Raw genomic sequence first — 18,982 nt, 5'->3', positions numbered from 1 at the left:
GCGTCATTGTTAGGTGCTGTCCTGGTTACCAGTGCATTTTTGGAAGGCGAGTAAAATGTATAAGTCTTTCCTCGCTCACCAATGAAAACACATTGATTTCCCTCGGAAGTCTTTTTTGTGAATAGGTAAACTGTCTTTTCGACATCGCGAATTTCGACAAATTCTTCGTCCTGTGTTTTGATTGTGAATCTGTAAGCTTTCGAATAATCAAGGACGCTTATGTTTTTATTTTCATTGTCAGTTGCATAAATCAATACATAAAAAGATTTTGAGATCGGAATAGAATATTCTCTTTTTCCAATTGATACACTTGCTACGTAAGGTACAAAAGTTGTATCTGTAGCATATCTTATACTCATAGAAGCTTCAATATCTATTTTGTTTGATTCTGAAGCAACGAATGTAAACGGTGACCCCTTGTTCAAACCGTTCACAATATAAGTAATATCATTTTCTTGCAGATTAAACGAAGAATCGCCTACCCAGAAATTAATAGAAGACAAGATATCGGTTATTACGATATCTTTTAACAACATTTTACCTGTCTTATCTACTATTTCTTTTGGTAGTCCGTTAAAATAAACATATGCTGTGTATTGTTTTTGATTAGTTCCTGTTAAAATCTGACTTAGTAGCAGTGCACAACCACTTAATACAAACACTAAAAGTAGAATAAAAAAATACACAAATATCTTCAAATTTCTCAAACTAATCCCCCTTACTATGAGCAACTTTGGTTAGCTGTATCATTTGAAATTGACATTTGTAACTATGACTACATATCCATTTTGTTCGTGGTAATCCACTTTTACTTTCTCAGGTGGAATGTTGAATTTTCTCGAAATTGTTTCAATAACTGCGTATTTTATTTCCTCAGAATTTGCTTCAAATTCTTCAACAGGTATCATTTTTACTATTTCTCTTCTTCTTGTAAGCATGGTTTCAAGTCGTTCAGCAGCTTCTTCTTTTGGTGATTTTGTGTTTTTTTGTTTTTTCTTCTTGAATATGTCTATAATCCACATCACAATCACCTCTTTTTAAACATAGAAAGTAATGAAGATATGAATCCTTTTGAAACACCCTTTAAATCCTCGTCGATGGGTATCTGTTCCCCCTTGACCCTCCTAACGATGTTCTCAAAGCTTTTCCCTATGACCACTCCATCTTCTAGTACAACAGGTATGCCTTTGTTTGTTGCAACGATTACTTCTTCTGAGTCAGGAATAACTCCGATTAATCTCATTGCGAGAGCTTTTTCAACATCACTTTTGTCAAGCATATCCCCTCGTTTTGCCATGTGTACTTTGAATTTGTTTAACACAATGTACATTTTGTCTTCTGTGAATCCATAATTTTCTAATAATCCTATGACTCTATCGGCATCAGATATGGCAGGTAATTCTGGAGTTGTTACAATAAAAGCTGCCTCTGCAGGGGCAACTGAGTTTCTAAAACCTCTTTCTATACCTGCAGGCGAATCTATAAGTATGTAATCGAAGTCATCATAGAGCTCCTGTACAATACGTTTCATATCTTCAGGCGACATCATTTCTTTCGTTGCTACTTGAGAAGCAGCTAAAAGGTACAAATTCTTCAACTGCTTGTGTTTCACAAGTGCTTCCTTAGCTGAAACAGTGCCGTTTACTACGTCGAAAGAGGTGTAAATAATCCTATTTTCAAGTCCAAGTACAACGTCAAGATTTTTGAGTCCTATATCAGCATCTATAAGACACACTCTCTCCCCCATCTTGGCAAGTGTGCAACCAAGATTAGAAGTGAAAGTCGTCTTACCAACTCCGCCCTTTCCTGAAGTAACTACAAAGACTTTTGGTTTCCCAATCATTAAATCCCCACTCCTTCTACACACCAATTTATTCGTTCAAACCGAGTTTTGCGTAATAGACTAATTCTGCTTCGATGAATATATCTATTTCTCCGTCCATAACTGCTTCTATGTTGCCAGTTTCCACATCAGTTCTGTGGTCTTTTACCATTGTATATGGTTGAAACACGTAGGATCTGATTTGATTTCCCCAACTTATGTCCCTTAACTCACCTTGAATTTGTTCTATCTGTTTTCTCCTCTTTTCAAGTTCAAGTTGATACAGCCTTGCCTTCAACATTTTCATAGCAGTTTCACGATTTTGCAATTGTGAACGTTCCGTTTGACACGTCACAACAATGCCTGTAGGTATGTGTGTGATCCTTATAGCGGATTCGGTTTTATTAACATATTGCCCACCAGCTCCGCTTGCTCGGTAAGTATCGATCCTTATATCTTCAGGCTTAATCTCGATATCTATATCATCTTCTATTTCCGGTAATACGTTAACAGATGCAAACGAAGTATGTCTTCTTTTATTCGCATCGAAAGGAGAAATTCTCACAAGTCTGTGCACGCCTCTTTCGTGTTTTAGATATCCATAAGCGAAATCACCCTTCAAGTAAATTGTTGCACTTTTTATACCAGCTTCTTCTCCATCTTGGTAGTCAACAATCTCAACCGAATAACCATGCCGCTCAGCCCAACGTAGGTACATTCTTAAAAGCATTGATGCCCAATCTTGAGATTCTGTGCCTCCAGCCCCTGGATGGATTGAGAGATAAGCATTTGCATTGTCGAATTTTCCATTCAAAATCAACTCCAACTCAAATTCTCTTATTTTTTTTGCAACTTCCTCAATAATTTCTTCTAAATGTTCCTGCATGGAAGGATCTTCTTCCACTAACTCAATCCCAACTTCTATGTCCTCAAACAATTTTTTAATCTTTTCCATATCTTCAACTATCTTCCTAATTCTCTGGATTTCCTTGTTAACCTGCTGGGCTCGCTTTTGATCACTCCAAAAATCGGGTTTCAAACTTTCCTCTTCGAGTTCTTTGAGCTTTTCCCTCTTATCTTCTGGATGAAAAACCTCAAGTATATCATCGTACTTCCTTTTTAGTTCGTCGATTCGTTGCTTTAGTTCATATGCAATCACAACCTACACCTCTCCTTTTCACTTACTAACTCAAGCAATTCAGACTTTTTCCTATCTATTCAAGCTGGTGAAAATCAGATATCCAAAAACTGCTAAAAACAACGTTAATAACACCAATGATATTTCTTTCCGATAAGTGTAGACGCTTGTATCAATAGTAACTTTTGCCTCTTTTTTCATTTCAACATTTCCATCAGATAACAAAACATAGACGGTGTACGTACCGTCTTTATTACCATCACCATTCCATACAATTTCTGTGGTACCGGGCATAATCGATAGTTTTTTTTCATAAACTATTTTACCAGAAAAATCGACAATTTGAAGTACTCCGGATGCCTTTCTTGATGAGTATATTTTAATTTTGCATTCATCATCTGTCCAATCACCATTTGGCGAAAATTTCTCGGGTGCAACTATTAACTCAAGGTTAAACTGTAACGGCTTAAACTCTAACCAAAGTGGTGTTTCCTTAGCATAAAGTACGTTTACTTGAGTTTTTATATTTTCAAAACCCGGAGAAGCAAGTGTTATTTCATATGTTCCAACCGGAAGCACAGCGCTGTCTCCATACTTTTCTATTACACCTGCACCCTTACCATTTGGCAAGTAAACGTAAACTGGGTAGGTATTTGAAAATATGGTGACTTTTCCCAAACCTATAGGTGTAATGTAAACGGATGAAGGTTTCTTTTCCACCTTGAATATAGTTTTTTCATACACAATATACTGATTTGAGCTCACAACCCATAAAGTATGATAACCTTCTGATGAAAACTTTACGATCAGTCTGCCATAAGCATCCGTCTTACCTGCAAAAGTATTGTCGATGTATACATCAGCAAACGGCTCTGCTGTAAAGATTACCACAGAATAATCTGGGAGGTTATCTAAACTGAAAGTTGGTATGTTGCCAAAACCAATAATTATCTGAAACGAAAATTGTGCGTAGACCATGGTGAGAAAGAGCGTTAAAAAGAATACAATAAATCTTTTCATACTTTTTACCTCCTCTTAAAAAACTTTACTGTCTGCCATTATTTTATTTTACTTACAAACACCAATACTTCTGCTACTGCCAAATAAAGTTTTGACGGAATCATTTCAAGAACATCGAGTTTGAATAATTCTTCAACCAATTCTGGTGACTTTACTATTGGCACGTTATTTTCCTCTGCCTTTTTAATAATCATATCTGCCAAGTGACACTTACCTTTAGCCACTACAAATGGCGCAAAGTCTTTACCTATTTCGTATTTTAAGGCAACGGCAAGTCTTTCAGTACAGTCCTTTTCCACCATCTCACACATAAGCTCCTTCTGAAAAGTTCAAAAGTTTTATAGCAACCATTTGAAAACTTTTCCTAAGATTTTCTTCTAGCTGCTGAACGTTTTCCGGAAATTTTTCGAAATATATTATAGCAGAATTCGTAACACCTTCCTCAATCTTACCAAATATCTTATTATCTTTTAGAAATACGTGAAAAGTACTGTGTTTTCTATCCATAAAAACTATACTTTCTCCTTCTCTTTTTAGACCGTATCTACCAGATAACACGTTCAAGTAAATTTGAAATTTTTTATCTTCATCATCAATTTTATCGTTAGATAAAATTTTCTTTAGTTTTGCCAGCAGGTAGCTGTTTATATCAATTCTTTTTGATAATTCTTCCAAGAAAAGCGCAAGTGCAACAACGATTGAGTTTGAATGTTTATATTGCATTTTTTCAATCAACTTTTCAGAGAACACAACAAATTTAACATTGGGTAACTGGTCAAACTCGCCCGGTTTTTTCGCAACTACCTTAGCCAAATAATCACCTGCACCAAAATCTTTTACCTCAATTTTGGTTCCTTCTTTCGGTACTTTTTTATCACTCTTTATAATGTACTCTCCATCCTTGGTTTTAATCTTTACATACTTTCCATAAGACTCTAATACAAGTCCGTAAGCACGCATATTCAATCATCTCTTAACATCAGTTAAATGAATTGATTCCAATAACTCATCAACTTCTAGGAAAAATATGTAACTTTTTTCCTTTTCATTGTATATATACCTTTGAGAAAGCGGTTTAAAGAATCCTTCCTTGAATTGTACAACAATATTGGAATCACCTATGATAGCCTTTTTAACCTGTTCTTTCCAAAGTAAAATACGCAAGATACTGTACTTAATCAAGTTACTAACGCTATCAGGCAATTTTCCAAATCTATCCACCAATTCATCACGGATATCCAATATCTCTTCTAAGTTTGAAGCTGAAGCAATTCTTCTGTAAAATCTCATACGTTCGAATGGATCATATATGTAAAATTCTGGTATCACAATACTGCCGGGTATACCTTCTATTTCCGTATCTATTCTATTCACTACCTGTCCTTTGCTTTCGAGTATTGCTTCGTTTAGGAGTTCCAAATAATAAGTAAGACCAACATCGTTTATATAACCATGCTGCTCCAAACCAAATATAGCACCTATACCTCTGATTTCCATGTCTTTCATGGCTATCTTCAAACCACTACCGGGACCAACGTACGACTTTATGGCATAAAGTCGTTCAAGCACTTTGCTGTTCACATTTCTTGGATGAAAGAAATAAGCAAAAGCAAGTTTATCGCTTCTTCCTACTCTTCCTCTTAATTGATAAAGTTGTGCAAGCCCATATCTATGCGCATCATCAACAATTATCGTATTCGCGTTTGGAACATCTACTCCATTTTCCACAATAGTAGTACACAATAACACATCAGCTTTACCGTGGAAAAACAGATCTACCGATTTCTTCAACTCGCTTTTTGATTGCTGACCATGCCCCACAACAATAGATACATCCGGCAGTAGTTGTTTTAACTTATTATATACATCGTATATACTGTCGACACGATTATGTACATAAATTACCTGTCCACCTCTACTAAGTTCTCTAAGTATTGCCATTTTCATAATACGCTCATCAAAAGGACCAATATGTACTTGTGTTTCTTTTCTACCAAATGGAGGGACTTTCAATTCTGAGAATTCTTTTAACTCCGAAAGTGCCATGTGTAATGTTCTTGGTATAGGAGTAGCGCTCATTGAGAGGACATTTACATTCACTCTAAACTTCTTGAACTTTTCCTTTTGTTCAACGCCAAACTTTTGTTCTTCGTCAATAACAACAAGCCCAAGATCGGAAAATACTAAATTGTTTAACACACTGTGAGTTCCAATTAACAAATCGATACTACCATTTTTCACGCCTTTAATTATTTCTTCCCTCTCCTTTTTTGTTACAAACCTATCAAGCAAAGCAACTCTTATTCCAAATGGTTTAAATCTTTCTGATATATTCTCGAAATGTTGCCTAGCAAGCACGGTAGTTGGGGTTAAAAGCACTGCTTGTTTTCCAGATACAATAGTCCGGAAAATAGCCCTTATAGCAACTTCTGTCTTCCCATATCCGGCATCTCCAACAAGTAATCTATCCATAGGTCTTTCGCTTGCCAAATCCTCAAGAACTTCCTGAATAGCTTTTGTTTGATCTTCCGTTTCGATGAAAGGGAAAGTTTTCGAAAACTCTGCTTCCAATTCAGCATCACCTGGTAAAATGATACCTTTTGTTGAATTTCGGATGTGGTGTATTAGAACCATATCCCGAACAATCTGCTGGATGTTTCTTTTTACTTTTGAAACTTTTCGATTCCAGGTACCTTTTTTCAAAGAATCAAGCTTTACATTAATGTCGTCACCTATGTACTTATCAATGAGATCAATTCTTTCAATAGGTACATACAATGTTGAATCGGCAAAGTTTAAAACAAGAAACTCTCTTTGACCTTGCGCAGTTTCCACTTTCCTTATTTCCGAGAACCTTGCTATACCATATTTCTTGTGCACGACAATGTCTCCAACTTGTAGTTCTTCCTCAGAGATAACAGGAGCGGATGGAACGTATTCTTCCATCTTGTGTTCATATTCAACTTTCTCTGGAAAACTAACTACTACTTCTTTGGCTTTAGAAACAAACTCTTCGTAATCTATTATTCCATATTTTCGATACAATTCTTTTAACTCGCTATTTTGCAAAGAACTTCTAATCTCTCTTTCAAATGAAATAAAATGCTCCAAAACAGACTTTTTATTATAAATTTGCAGCTCGATATCGTAATCTAAAAATGTACCGTCTACATACTTTCCGGTAAGTTGTTCTTCCATGTTTTCAAAAAATGTTTGTTCTGACATTTCTATAACAAATTCTCTCGCTGGTAATAACAAAGCATATTCTAATAATTCTTGACTTCTTTGGGTTTTTAAGTCGAATCTTTTTATTTCATCAATTAGATTATCATACAATTCAATCCTCACAGGAACATTGTCAGGTCCAAGGTAATCTATTATTTCACCACGTATTGAAAACGTACCACCTTCTCTTACGTTGAATACGCGTTCATAACCAAGCATTGTAAACAACTGATCAGGTGAGCGTAATTCATCACCTGGCTTTAAAATATATGTATGCTTTTTAATTTCCTCTGGCTTCATTACATAATGTAGTAACGCACGAAGTGTTGATATGCCGTTTAACTTACCTTGAGATGCAAGATACAGTGCGTATATACGTCTTGAACGCACATACCAAGAAGGTCTCAAATTTTCATATGGTAGTACATCATAATCTGGTATATAAAAATATCCTTCTAAATTTGTCTCTTTTTCAGTAGGTACAATAAGTATTTTGTTCACAAAGTTACCACCTGCTGACTGTAGTCCATACCACATTTTCTATGTTCCTTATTTGGATAAAGGAATGTATAGAGATCACTTGCAAGCAAATCTCTCTCAAACTGCCATAGATAAAGATTCTCATCGATATTAAAATTACCTTTTCCTTCCTCCATCTTCTTTTTGACTTGTTGAAGTACATTCTTGTAAAGCGAGGCTGTCGAAATTACTGGAATAGAGGCGTTCTTTTTGATAGTTTTCAACAAATTCCTACCCTTTTCTGTGAACCCTAAGAGTCTAAGGTATTGCGGTCCTTTTTCATTACTTAGCTCTGTATTATTTTTGTCCATTTCAAACAACACATGCAACATAGCTCGTCTGATACGTGAATAAGTAAATCTTTTAGCCTTTACATTTTCAACCAAGCATTGAACATCCCCGCAAATTCTGGCAGATTCGAAAAATCTTAAATCAAGCCCCTCATTGAAGCTGTAAATCCTTTCAAAATCATCTCTTTTCATTTTTCTAAACATTGGAATCAAAAAATCCAGATTTTCCCAAAAAACAGGACCTTTTCCATCTGAAAATTCGCGATTCAAGATCTCATAAGTTGCTTGTGGAAGAGCTTCCTTTGCCAATTCAAATTCATTAAATTTTATTGCTCTGCGTATAGCGCTTGCTGAAGAAAATTTCCCTTTAAACGTTTCGTCATTATAATCTGCCCCTACTCTTTTTATAACATGTGGTCGAATATTACTATCGTATTTTATAAGCGCTTTTAAATATTCTATGCCGAGGATATCGTTTGACTTAGACAACTTCTCAACATCATTGCTTAAAGAACTCATAAGGGCATACTTTCTTGCATTTGGATAAGAATATCCTAGCTTAAGATTCCTTTTCAGTTCAAGTTTGAACTCTGGAGTTTGAAATGTTAAAAGGTGCGCTACTTTCTTCAAAAATTCTATATCACCGCTTTCACTGCCAAATACAATATCAGTAACAACACCAGTTCTATGCAATATCCCAACAGAGCCAATTGCAAAACCACCAGCATCCTGAATTGCATAGACCGTTGGAAGTTCGAATACTATATCTACCCCATTTCTAAGTGCAATCTCAGCACGTGCAAACTTATTGATTATTGCAGGTTCGCCACGTTGACAAAAGTTGCCACTCATAACAGCGATTGTGTAGTCTGGCTCAACTAACCTTTTAGCTTCGTTCAAATGATATAAATGACCAAAGTGAAAAGGATTGTACTCTACGATAATACCAAGCACTTTCATACAAGATCACAACCTTACTCAGAAAATTCCTTCCTCAGAACAGTGAATTGTAAGACGAACAAAATAAGGTTAAAGGAAAAATATATTGCAGAAAGGTACATCATTTCAATAGTATTACCCTTGTCTTGAAGTAAATCAATCCCTATCCATGTTGGACCTGTGAAAGCAAGTTTATAAACTTGAACAGCCAAACTAACACCGGAAGCGATGAAGGCAAAAATTATATGAAACGAGGCATTACCTCCAACAGCTTTGGAAAACGGATATGTACTTGTAAAAAAGCCACTTGCCGCAATTAAGAGTAGAATGAATAACAAGTACCTCGAATCAACAAATGTCAATCCCGTCAAGTTCGACACAATGGGTGCTAAATACAAAACTGCAAGGTAAACTGCAAGGGATATAAAACCAAAAACAAATGTTATAAAGCCAACAAGTATTAAGAAGTAATACTCCCATCTTCCCAATTCTTTGCTTTTCCGTTCCGATTTAGATGTGTACCTATCCAAACCTCTTTCGATCTCTCGCCCTGTTTGCATAAATAGATCAAATCCCTCCTCTTGTACCATCCTGTTATCTTGCTGTCGACAAACATCAAGAAAATTATATCACAGAAAAAAAGAATAAGCTAAGATATACAAAATAATGTTTGGGCAAGTTTTACATATTCATAGGCTCACTTTTCACATTTTATAATATTTCACACTTCCACATAAGGTGCTATAATAGTTTTAGTCACGTAAAACTTTTTAAAATTAATCCAAGAAGGTGATAACATGCTTTCGCTATTCACAGATACAACTTTCAGAGACGGGCACCAATCTTTGATAGCTACAAGAATGAGCACGAGCGACATACTTGGAATTATAGAAGTAGTAGATGGACTTGGATTTCAAGCTCTCGAAGTTTGGGGTGGAGCGACTTTTGATGTTTGTGTTAGATATCTTAACGAGGACCCTTGGGAAAGAATCAGACAGATAAAGAAGAAATTAAAAAACGGCAAAACACAGATGCTTTTACGTGGACAAAATCTTGTTGGATATAGACATTATGCTGACGATGTAGTTGAATTATTTGTAAGAAAAGCGATAGAAAATGGTGTAGATGTGATCAGGGTCTTTGATGCGTTGAATGACATAAGAAATCTTGAGAAAAGCATAGAAGTTGCTTTAAAGCATGGTGCGCACGTACAAGGTGCGATATCTTACACTATAAGCCCCGTCCATACGCTTGACTACTTTCTGAATTACGCGCAATTGCTTGTTGAAAGAGGAGTACACTCCTTATGTATAAAAGACATGGCTGGACTCTTAACACCTAAGATTGCCGGAGAACTTGTTGAAAGCTTAAAGAAAAGGTTCGATTTACCGGTTGAAGTACATACTCATGCAACCGCAGGACTTGGTGAACTTGCATATCTAACATCATTTTTAGCAGGTGCTGATATTGTGGATACTGCATTTTCCCCATTTGCTATGACCACCAGCCAACCAGCTTTTGAATCGATATATTATTCATTTTCTGAATACAAAAAATTGCCACCGATAGATTGGAAAAAAGTAGATGAAATAGTAAAATATCTTTGGGATGTTAGAAAAAAGTATGAAAACTATGATGTCAAAATGTACACTATTGATCACAGAATCATAACATCTCAAGTGCCAGGTGGCATGTATTCAAATCTTGTAAAGCAGCTATCAGAACAAAAAATGCTTCACAAGCTTGATGAAGTACTCGAAGAAATTCCAAGAGTTCGTGCAGATCTTGGTTACCCACCACTTGTTACACCAACAAGTCAAATAGTAGGTGTACAGGCTGTACTTAACGTTATGACTGGTGAGAGATATTCAAAAGTCACCAAAGAAGTCAAAGACTATGTCAAAGGTCTATACGGTAAACCGCCAGCTCCGATTGACGAAGAACTTGCTAAAAAGATTCTTGGTGACGAAAAGCCAATAGATGGAAGAGCAGCAGATTACATAGAACCTGAACTTGAAAAAAGAAAAAAGGAAATAGGACTTTTGGCTCAAAATGACGAGGATTTATTAATTTATGCTATACTCGGCGAAGTTGGGAAGCAATACCTAAGGAAAAGATACGATGAAAAGATACAAGTTGACTGGTATCTTGTCGAGAATCTTCAAGGAGGATACCCAGTTTGATAATAGGTATAGGCAACGATGTATTAGATATATCGCGCGTAGGCATAGAATTTGAAAGACGTATCCTGACAGAAGAAGAAAGAAGTCAGCGAGAAAAAATCACGCCTGAATACATAGCTGGACGATTTGCACTGAAAGAAAGCTATTTCAAGGCTATTGGTACTGGTTTGAATGGTAACTCGTTTCAAGACATATCTTTTCTAAATCGAAGAGATGGCAGTATATACGCAAGCATACACAGATACATAAAACCGGAATCTGGTGTGTATAACTTTCTTTACGCAACACTCTCACATGATGGGTTTGCTTTTGCAAATGTCGTTTTAGAAAAATTAGTAGGTAAAGTATACATAGGTATAGGTACAAATGTTGGAGACAAAGAGGCAAATATACAAACAGCTATACATCATTTACAAAAGATCAGCCGAATTATAAACATGTCTAAAATAATTGAAACCTTGCCGTATGGTAAATTAGATCAACCGAATTTCTTGAACTGTATTGTTGAAATTGATACAGATTTGTCACCCGACGAACTATTAGAGCAGCTTCTTAAAATAGAACAAGAAATGGGCAGGATCAGAACAGAAAAGTGGGGACCACGAATAATAGATTTAGATATAATCTTTTATGGAAATTTGGTTATCAAAAACAAAAATCTTCAAGTACCACACTACGACTTTGAAAACCGAATATTTTTCGTTCAACCCATGTGCGAACTCGATCCGAATTTTTTGCATCCATTAACCAAAAAGTCCATGAAACAAATTCACCAAAGATTAAGAGGTGAAAATAATGAATCATGAACAAATTGATATTTTGAAAATAGAAGAAGAAATAGATAAAGCCATAGAAGATGAAGATTACGAAAAACTTAACGAGTTACTTGACAAACGTCAACAAATTTTAGCTTTTCTATCTCAGGAAATACTCGGAGAAATTTATGAACGAGACAAGAAACGACAAGAAATATTGACTCAAAAACTAAACGAATTAAAAAAAATGAGCAAACAAATCGAAGAAGGCAAACGAATGGCAAATTCTTACATTCAACAAAATGACAAAGGACAACTATTTAATAGCAAAGGGTAAACAAACGTATTCTTACGCAGTATTTTTTTGAGCTTTCCATTTAAAAATCAAAGGAGGTTTCAAATATGGCAAGTGTTGATGAAAGCTTTGAACAAGCGAAAAAAAGATACGAAGAGGTTGTGATGAAATCCATATCAAAGGTACCGGAAAGAAAAGAAACATTTTATTCGACATCTGGATACGAAATAAAAAGGCTCTACACCCATGAAGATATCGCAAATCTTGATTACTTAAATGATTTAGGCTTCCCTGGTGAATACCCGTTTACCCGTGGCGTTCAACCAACAATGTACCGTGCAAGATACTGGACGATGAGACAGTATGCTGGTTTTGGAACAGCTGAAGAATCCAACAAAAGATATAAATACCTTCTTGAGCAAGGGCAAACAGGTCTTTCTGTTGCGTTTGATCTTCCAACACAGATAGGATATGACTCTGATGATCCCATGGCAGAGGGTGAAGTTGGAAGAGTAGGTGTTGCGATAGATTCTTTAGAAGATATGGAAATATTATTTGATGGTATACCTCTTGACCAAGTTAGTACATCGATGACTATAAATAGCACAGCTATGATTTTACTTGCGATGTACATTGCTGTAGCTGAAAAGCAAGGAGTATCACAAGATAAACTGAGTGGTACAATACAAAATGATATACTTAAAGAATACATAGCAAGAGGTACTTACATCTACCCACCTGAACCATCTATGAGGTTAATAACAGACATATTTGAATACTGTTCAAAATACATGCCAAAATGGAACCCAATAAGCATAAGCGGTTATCATATAAGAGAGGCTGGTTCAACAGCGGTACAAGAGGTTGCATTTACACTTGCGGATGGAATTACTTACGTTGAAGCTGCAATAAGAGCTGGGCTCGATCCAAACGTCTTTGGTAAAAGACTATCTTTCTTCTTTGCGGCACACAACAATTTCCTTGAAGAGATAGCAAAATTCAGAGCAGCAAGAAGACTGTGGGCAAAGATAATGAAGAAAAGATTCAACGTCACAGATCCAGAAGCAATGAAACTCAGATTCCACACACAAACAGGAGGTTCCACTTTAACTGCACAACAGCCTATGAATAACATAATAAGAGTTACAATACAAGCATTGGCAGCTGTTCTTGGTGGTACCCAATCATTGCATACAAACAGTTATGACGAAGCACTTGCCTTACCAACAGAAGAATCAGCAAGGATAGCGTTAAGAACTCAGCAAATAATTGCATACGAGTCAGGTGTAGCAGATACAATCGATCCACTTGCAGGCTCATACGTCATCGAGGCAATGACGAACGAAATAGAGAAAAGAGCAATGGAATACATAGAAAAAATTGACCAACTTGGTGGAATGATCAAAGCAATAGAAACAGGTTATGTACAGAAAGAAATTCATGAAAGTGCTTATAAACAACAACTAGCAATTGAAAAAGGAGAAGAGGTAATAGTAGGTGTTAACAAGTTCACGATAAAAGAAAATCTGAACCAAAAGCAAATACTAAAGGTAGATCCTGAACTTGAAATGAAACAAAAAGAACGACTTAAAAAACTTAGAGAACGCAGAGACAACGATAAAGTGAAGAAAATATTGACCAAAATAAAGGAAGTCGCATCCACAAACGAAAATCTCTTCCCATATGTTCTCGAAGCGGTAAAAGCATATGCAACAGTTGGTGAAATAAGTAACGCACTCAGGGACGTATTCGGAGAATATACAGAGACAGTAATCGTCTGATGAAAAAGGGATTTATAATACTGAAAGGAGGAATAAACTTATGGAAAAAGGCACATGGGAAATAAAAAAGGGATTTGCCGAAATGTTCAAAGGTGGAGTCATAATGGACGTTACCACCGCAGAACAAGCCAAGATAGCTGAAGAAGCTGGGGCGGTAGCTGTCATGGCACTCGAAAGGGTACCAGCGGATATAAGAAAAGCCGGAGGAGTTGCAAGAATGGCAAGTATTGCCAAAATAAAAGAAATAATGGAAGCAGTTTCGATACCTGTTATGGCAAAAGTCAGAATTGGTCATATCGCAGAGGCAAGGATCCTAGAAGCACTTGGAGTAGATTTCATAGACGAATCAGAAGTTCTAACACCTGCTGATGACAAATATCACATAAACAAGCACGAATTCAAAGTACCATTCGTTTGTGGTGCAAGAAACCTTGGAGAAGCATTGAGAAGAATAGCCGAAGGAGCTGCTATGATAAGAACAAAGGGAGAGGCTGGTACTGGAAACATCGTTGAGGCAGTCAAGCACATGAGAACTGTTATGGCTGAAATCAGAAAAGTTCAAAACCTGCCTTACGAAGAGATAGTTACATATGCAAAGGAAATAGGTGCACCTGTTGAACTTGTCCAACAAGTTAAAGAACTTGGGAGGCTGCCAGTTGTTAACTTTGCCGCTGGTGGCGTTGCCACACCAGCTGATGCTGCACTCATGATGATGCTTGGAGCAGATGGAGTATTCGTAGGTAGTGGAATATTTAAATCAAAAGATCCGATGAAAATGGCGAAATCCATTGTTATGGCAGTTACATACTGGAATGATCCAGAAATGCTACTGAAAATTTCTGAAGACATAGGTGAACCTATGGAAGGACTTGAAATTGAAACACTTGAAGTCAGACTACAAGAAAGAGGATGGTAAAAGATGATAATAGGAGTCTCGGGAATACAAGGAGATTTTAGAGAACACAAATGGATAATAGAAAAACTTGGGTATCAGACTCACATAGTTCGTACACCGGAAGACCTTGAAAAAATAGATGCCCTTATAATACCAGGCGGAGAATCAACAACAATGATTAGAATAATGAAAAGAGTGGGATTATTCGATGTGTTAAAACAAAAAATAACAAATGGCTTCCCAGTTTACGGTACATGTGCTGGCTTAATAGTACTGGCAAAAGAAATCGAGAACTATCCACAGGAGTCACTTGGGGTTATCAACATTAAAGTTATGAGAAATGCTTACGGAAGACAGGTCGATAGTTTCGATGATCTCATACAAATAAAAGGATTTGACAAACCATTCAAAGCAATATTCATAAGAGCACCAAGAGTAGACGAATGGGGACCGGAAGTCGAGGTATTAGCAACTTACAATAATCATCCGGTGATGCTAAGACAAGAAAACGTCCTCGTAACTTCTTTCCATCCAGAACTTACAAACGATACGAGAGTACATGAATATTTCCTGAATCTTGTTAAATACTACAAAAAATAAGAGTGCCCTTGATGGGCACTTTTTTAATGGACATTTTTAAACTCTTATCGCTAACTACGAATACTAAACTCATTGCCTAATGTTTCTGTCATACATGCACTGAAAGGTAACTTTTTACAATATTTTAGTTGAATAAAAATTCAAAGCCAATAGAAGAAATCAACAACCTAAGAGTCAGACTCATAAACCAACAACAAATTGTGTCTTATTAGCTATTGCAATTACTTCAGAAGAAAAATTTGAAAAATGTTTTAAATATAACAGTTAACGTTATAATCCTTCGAATGGTGAAAATCCACAAAGCAGTAAAACATTCATTCCAGCTATTCCGTGCTGTATTAAAAAGGTTCAAAAAACAAACAGGGAATAACTTTCGGTAAAATCCAGCAAACCATTGAGTTCAACAGCCTTTTCCAGGCTTATATCAAAGATTAGTTGAATCATTTGTTTGGTATTGAGCTCATTCAGATTTTGAACATCTAAACTGATACTTTTCAGCTTTAATCAACACTCCTAATCACCTAAAGGGGATGGGACTGTTGGCAACTCTTTTAAGCTGCCTACCACGAAGCATTTGATACTCCATAAAAGTGTGAGGCGAATCTTACACATCTGACGGTTGCCAACTTCATTATTACTTGGATTTATTTCCAAGGCACCCCTTTTTCAAACGTTTATTGGTTCTACTCCGTTTCTGTAATATCTAAATTCACAATTTTTCCACTCATAATTGCAACCAATTGGATGATTTCTGCTACCACACACAGGACAAGTCTGGCTTGTACATTCTCCCAAAACAAATTCCACTTTGAGCCCTAATATATTGGCTTTGTAAGTTATCATTTCTATTACTTTCCTGAAACACCACTGGTAATTTTTTTGATTGAAGTTATCGTTTTCTTACACTCGTTCCCGTATGTTTGTATGAAAATAGTTCCAATAGAAAATCGTTCTTGCTTACATTTATTCTTTACCTTTATCGCAAGGCGAAGATATTATTTCTTGCTTTCATAAACAAGCCCTGCTTGCCTAATTTCTGTATCAGCTGGTAAACTCGTTTGTATTACAATTGCCTCTCTAATACTATCCATTAAAGAAGCTCTGAACATCATTTGGTGAAAGTTCTATAGCAGCATTCTTCCAGATAAATGGCATAAATTTTTTCTTCTTGCGCGCTGGCTTCAACTGCGGGTTTGTTTTTCACAGCACTATAACTATCGAGTACCTGAAATTACAGCCGAATAATAGCTTGTTTGAAGTGGGTACGGATATTGATGGTACTGTTCCAGAAAAACGTGTATTTCTGCGCTGCTCTAGAAAATATCCAGAAGCCTTTTTTGTGTTTTATCCTTTTAACCAGTGACATTGTTTTGTTGCAAATTTTGGTAGCAAGTCTGTTCAGTTCAAAACATATAGGTATAGTTACATTCGAATAAGTACTTTATAAGTTCTGATCGTATATCTCGACATTTTTCGATGTACCTTTGATCGTTTCTTTCTGATATTTTCTCTCAACTCCCTTTTCCATTATCCTGAAAAAGAAAAATTTACGTGGCTATTTTTCTGTCATACCGCGCGGAATATTGGTTGTCATAAATATGACAAATCCCCACTTTTTAAAAGCTAAGCTTTCCTAAAGTTTAATAAGAACATCTTTCATAAGTATGAAAATATAATACGAAGTAGAGAAATTTGCATAGAAACAAAAGTTTATTTCTAATGATACGATAGCTGGAGAGATAGCAACAGCCCCTTGATTATACCACTCATGGTTGAAATAATCTCATACGTCTCCTCTTTAAGCTCTTCAAATTCTTTAGTTTTACTTTTTTCTGCAAAATCTTCTAAGGATGGTGCTCTTTTCTCTATGAAATTTGAGAAAATAATTTTCTGCAATTCATGAATCTTAAAAAATTTGCTATAAGAATACATAAAAGCCTCGGTTATTAACTCTTCGTCAGATCTAAAATGTAATGGTTTTGCTTGGTTTATGGTCTTAAGAAGTTTTTCGTAATCGTATAGTATGAGATATATCATTATTCTGTCATAAGCAGTGTGGAGATTTCTTAGCTTTTTTCTCATTCCTTCGTCAAAAGGATAAACAAAAAGTTCGAAAACAGTTCCTGGTCTAACATGATAAGGCTGCATTAAATCTTGTAAATAGTGAAGTGCATAACCAAAAAATCTCAGACCCCAGTACAAGTTTCCCAATTTTAGTAATTCTCTCGATTTTTTGATGAAATATAAAAACGAAACATCAGCTTCAAAAATTTCAACAGGTCCTATTTTGACTTTCCCATGCCTTAATCCTTGACTATCGCCAACAAAAACATCTTGAATCCACGACACATTTCTCAAATAATCTATGCCTATATCTGGAAAAGCGCTGTACAGGGACACAATTTGCCAAGCTGGAAGTTTATTGTTTATAGGAAGAGAGTTAATAAACTCATACTCTCTCAGCAGGTTTTTTTCAATAAGATTTAAATTCTTATTGCCTGCTATATCCTCATTTAAATATCTTATCAAATCTCCAGAACTGTTATACAGTCTGCCCTCCTGAAAATCTCTTGGAAAAATCTCAACAAGAAAATCAAAATCCATCCCAGAACTTTTTAGAACAAGGTATGTATAAACACTATGTCCAGACCAGGCTAATAATAAAACTTGAATTGATAAAATAAAAAGTGTACAAACTTTTGTAAACATAACTCGTCAAGCCTCACTCTCCGTTAAGTTTTTGCAGTTCAAAATTTTTTCATATTTCAAATTCTCTATCCTTCTTGTCTTATTGGATATGTTTACCCTGTTGAATTCAATATCTCTTTTATCACATTTCTGCCCAAGTACGTCTTTTGATTGTTTGCTTTCAATTCCATCACATAATCTCATTATATCTAACGAACGCACGTATCTTATTGCAACTGCTTATCCTATACATCTACCTTTTTCAATTTTCACTAAACTCAAAATCAACTATTGATAAGTCTCACAAAATGTATTAAGTCATCTTCTTTTTAACCCATTCTATCTTCCAACTTGCTGTTGATATTGTGCCTTCCATAACTCATCTACCTTACTTAGTACCCTTGATAACCCTATCTTACAGTCACTCTCAACCGCAACTTTCATACTCCCAGTCTGATGTGTACGTTTAGAATAATAATCTCATGTATTGGTTATGGCTTAATAAAAATGCTAATCTGTCTTCTTACTTTTTACTTTTCCAGCCAATCGCAAAGACTAATTAGCTTCCTTTTTAACTCTTCCAATATCTCACTCTCAACTATTATTATGTAACACATGTTTTTGCACTTATAAATCGTGATAAAGCTTTTATAAAGTGTTTTTTGCCTAGACTTATTAATAATTCATAAAACTGCTACCAGTTTCTGTTATCTTCCTAAAATCATTTATCCATATCGGTAGTTCTTTCATCCTACCACCTCATATTCCCATTCCGATATGTTCCTCTTACTACTGTCTATATTCACTCCTATCAAATAGCATTTCTTACCTG

General features: G+C 35.8%; 19 protein-coding genes. 6 read left to right on the top strand and 13 right to left on the bottom strand.

Annotated elements, in window-relative coordinates; all coding sequences use genetic code 11:
- The 10 genes from N2Z58_06555 to N2Z58_06510 all read right to left on the bottom strand — a co-directional run.
- Positions 1-707, bottom strand: a 707-nt coding sequence (locus N2Z58_06555) for a hypothetical protein (GenBank protein MCX7654320.1), incomplete at its 3' end; no start/stop codon positions are given.
- A 39-nt stretch (positions 708-746) separates the two neighbouring features.
- The gene (locus N2Z58_06550; GenBank protein ID MCX7654319.1) at positions 747-1,022 is read right to left on the bottom strand and encodes a trigger factor; all 276 of its coding nucleotides are present in this window, start codon (positions 1,020-1,022) and stop codon (positions 747-749) included.
- 5 nt (positions 1,023-1,027) lie between these two features.
- A complete protein-coding gene (gene minD, locus N2Z58_06545; GenBank protein ID MCX7654318.1) occupies positions 1,028-1,843 on the bottom strand; it encodes a septum site-determining protein MinD in 816 nt (271 codons plus the stop codon).
- Between the two features lie 28 nt (positions 1,844-1,871).
- Entirely contained in the window at positions 1,872-2,981 is a 1,110-nt protein-coding gene (prfB, locus tag N2Z58_06540) for a peptide chain release factor 2 (GenBank protein MCX7654317.1), read from the bottom strand.
- Between the two features lie 51 nt (positions 2,982-3,032).
- On the bottom strand, positions 3,033-3,980 hold the full coding sequence (locus N2Z58_06535) for a hypothetical protein (GenBank protein ID MCX7654316.1): 948 nt from the start codon (positions 3,978-3,980) through the stop codon (positions 3,033-3,035).
- A gap of 38 nt (positions 3,981-4,018) precedes the next feature.
- Positions 4,019-4,291, bottom strand: coding sequence for an EscU/YscU/HrcU family type III secretion system export apparatus switch protein (locus tag N2Z58_06530; GenBank protein MCX7654315.1), 273 nt, complete (start codon positions 4,289-4,291; stop codon positions 4,019-4,021).
- Complete coding sequence (locus N2Z58_06525) at positions 4,284-4,940, bottom strand: hypothetical protein (protein MCX7654314.1); 657 nt, start codon at positions 4,938-4,940, stop codon at positions 4,284-4,286. The genes N2Z58_06530 and N2Z58_06525 overlap by 8 nt, the downstream gene beginning before the upstream one ends.
- A gap of 6 nt (positions 4,941-4,946) precedes the next feature.
- On the bottom strand, positions 4,947-7,706 hold the full coding sequence (locus tag N2Z58_06520; GenBank protein MCX7654313.1) for a helicase-related protein: 2,760 nt from the start codon (positions 7,704-7,706) through the stop codon (positions 4,947-4,949).
- On the bottom strand, positions 7,703-8,974 hold the full coding sequence (locus N2Z58_06515) for a nucleotidyltransferase (GenBank protein MCX7654312.1): 1,272 nt from the start codon (positions 8,972-8,974) through the stop codon (positions 7,703-7,705). Before N2Z58_06515 ends, N2Z58_06520 begins: the two co-directional genes overlap by 4 nt.
- Positions 8,975-8,988: 14 nt before the next feature.
- Positions 8,989-9,513, bottom strand: coding sequence for a hypothetical protein (locus N2Z58_06510; protein MCX7654311.1), 525 nt, complete (start codon positions 9,511-9,513; stop codon positions 8,989-8,991).
- Between the two features lie 237 nt (positions 9,514-9,750).
- On the opposite strand from N2Z58_06510, the gene N2Z58_06505 reads away from it, so the two are divergent.
- From N2Z58_06505 to pdxT, 6 genes are all read left to right on the top strand, one after another.
- Positions 9,751-11,136, top strand: a complete 1,386-nt coding sequence (locus tag N2Z58_06505) for a pyruvate carboxylase subunit B (protein MCX7654310.1) — start codon at positions 9,751-9,753, stop codon at positions 11,134-11,136.
- Positions 11,133-11,942: a 2-amino-4-hydroxy-6-hydroxymethyldihydropteridine diphosphokinase gene (gene folK, locus N2Z58_06500; protein MCX7654309.1), complete on the top strand. Its 810-nt coding sequence runs from the start codon at positions 11,133-11,135 to the stop codon at positions 11,940-11,942. Before N2Z58_06505 ends, folK begins: the two co-directional genes overlap by 4 nt.
- Entirely contained in the window at positions 11,932-12,228 is a 297-nt protein-coding gene (locus tag N2Z58_06495) for a flagellar protein FliT (GenBank protein ID MCX7654308.1), read from the top strand. Before folK ends, N2Z58_06495 begins: the two co-directional genes overlap by 11 nt.
- Positions 12,229-12,293: 65 nt before the next feature.
- The gene (locus tag N2Z58_06490; GenBank protein MCX7654307.1) at positions 12,294-13,967 is read left to right on the top strand and encodes a methylmalonyl-CoA mutase family protein; all 1,674 of its coding nucleotides are present in this window, start codon (positions 12,294-12,296) and stop codon (positions 13,965-13,967) included.
- A gap of 40 nt (positions 13,968-14,007) precedes the next feature.
- Positions 14,008-14,883, top strand: a complete 876-nt coding sequence (pdxS, locus tag N2Z58_06485; GenBank protein ID MCX7654306.1) for a pyridoxal 5'-phosphate synthase lyase subunit PdxS — start codon at positions 14,008-14,010, stop codon at positions 14,881-14,883.
- Between the two features lie 3 nt (positions 14,884-14,886).
- Positions 14,887-15,462, top strand: a complete 576-nt coding sequence (pdxT, locus tag N2Z58_06480; protein ID MCX7654305.1) for a pyridoxal 5'-phosphate synthase glutaminase subunit PdxT — start codon at positions 14,887-14,889, stop codon at positions 15,460-15,462.
- A 666-nt stretch (positions 15,463-16,128) separates the two neighbouring features.
- Here the strand turns inward: pdxT and N2Z58_06475 are convergent.
- The 3 genes from N2Z58_06475 to N2Z58_06465 all read right to left on the bottom strand — a co-directional run bounded on the left by N2Z58_06475 (position 16,129) and on the right by N2Z58_06465 (position 18,372).
- Positions 16,129-16,305, bottom strand: a complete 177-nt coding sequence (locus N2Z58_06475; GenBank protein MCX7654304.1) for a transposase — start codon at positions 16,303-16,305, stop codon at positions 16,129-16,131.
- 873 nt (positions 16,306-17,178) lie between these two features.
- Entirely contained in the window at positions 17,179-18,171 is a 993-nt protein-coding gene (locus N2Z58_06470; protein ID MCX7654303.1) for a hypothetical protein, read from the bottom strand.
- A gap of 6 nt (positions 18,172-18,177) precedes the next feature.
- Positions 18,178-18,372 carry a hypothetical protein gene (locus N2Z58_06465; protein MCX7654302.1) on the bottom strand — a complete coding sequence of 65 codons (195 nt, stop codon included), beginning with the start codon at positions 18,370-18,372 and terminating at the stop codon, positions 18,178-18,180.
- Positions 18,373-18,982 lie beyond the last annotated feature (610 nt).

This window comes from Fervidobacterium sp. (genome assembly GCA_026419195.1).
GTDB lineage: Bacteria > Thermotogota > Thermotogae > Thermotogales > Fervidobacteriaceae > Fervidobacterium.
Note: the sequence above shows the minus strand (reverse complement) of the source record. Positions and strands in the feature narration are given on the sequence as shown.

Coding starts and splice junctions, on each gene's coding strand:
- N2Z58_06490 (MCX7654307.1), top strand. CDS start 12,294: ATGGCAAGTGTTGATGAAAGCTTTGAACAAGCGAAAAAAAGATACGAA.
- pdxS (MCX7654306.1), top strand. CDS start 14,008: ATGGAAAAAGGCACATGGGAAATAAAAAAGGGATTTGCCGAAATGTTC.
- minD (MCX7654318.1), bottom strand. CDS start 1,843: ATGATTGGGAAACCAAAAGTCTTTGTAGTTACTTCAGGAAAGGGCGGA.
- N2Z58_06495 (MCX7654308.1), top strand. CDS start 11,932: ATGAATCATGAACAAATTGATATTTTGAAAATAGAAGAAGAAATAGAT.
- N2Z58_06530 (MCX7654315.1), bottom strand. CDS start 4,291: ATGTGTGAGATGGTGGAAAAGGACTGTACTGAAAGACTTGCCGTTGCC.
- N2Z58_06505 (MCX7654310.1), top strand. CDS start 9,751: ATGCTTTCGCTATTCACAGATACAACTTTCAGAGACGGGCACCAATCT.
- N2Z58_06475 (MCX7654304.1), bottom strand. CDS start 16,305: ATGATAACTTACAAAGCCAATATATTAGGGCTCAAAGTGGAATTTGTT.
- N2Z58_06535 (MCX7654316.1), bottom strand. CDS start 3,980: ATGAAAAGATTTATTGTATTCTTTTTAACGCTCTTTCTCACCATGGTC.
- N2Z58_06515 (MCX7654312.1), bottom strand. CDS start 8,974: ATGAAAGTGCTTGGTATTATCGTAGAGTACAATCCTTTTCACTTTGGT.
- N2Z58_06525 (MCX7654314.1), bottom strand. CDS start 4,940: ATGCGTGCTTACGGACTTGTATTAGAGTCTTATGGAAAGTATGTAAAG.
- N2Z58_06470 (MCX7654303.1), bottom strand. CDS start 18,171: ATGTTTACAAAAGTTTGTACACTTTTTATTTTATCAATTCAAGTTTTA.
- N2Z58_06550 (MCX7654319.1), bottom strand. CDS start 1,022: ATGTGGATTATAGACATATTCAAGAAGAAAAAACAAAAAAACACAAAA.
- pdxT (MCX7654305.1), top strand. CDS start 14,887: ATGATAATAGGAGTCTCGGGAATACAAGGAGATTTTAGAGAACACAAA.
- N2Z58_06510 (MCX7654311.1), bottom strand. CDS start 9,513: ATGCAAACAGGGCGAGAGATCGAAAGAGGTTTGGATAGGTACACATCT.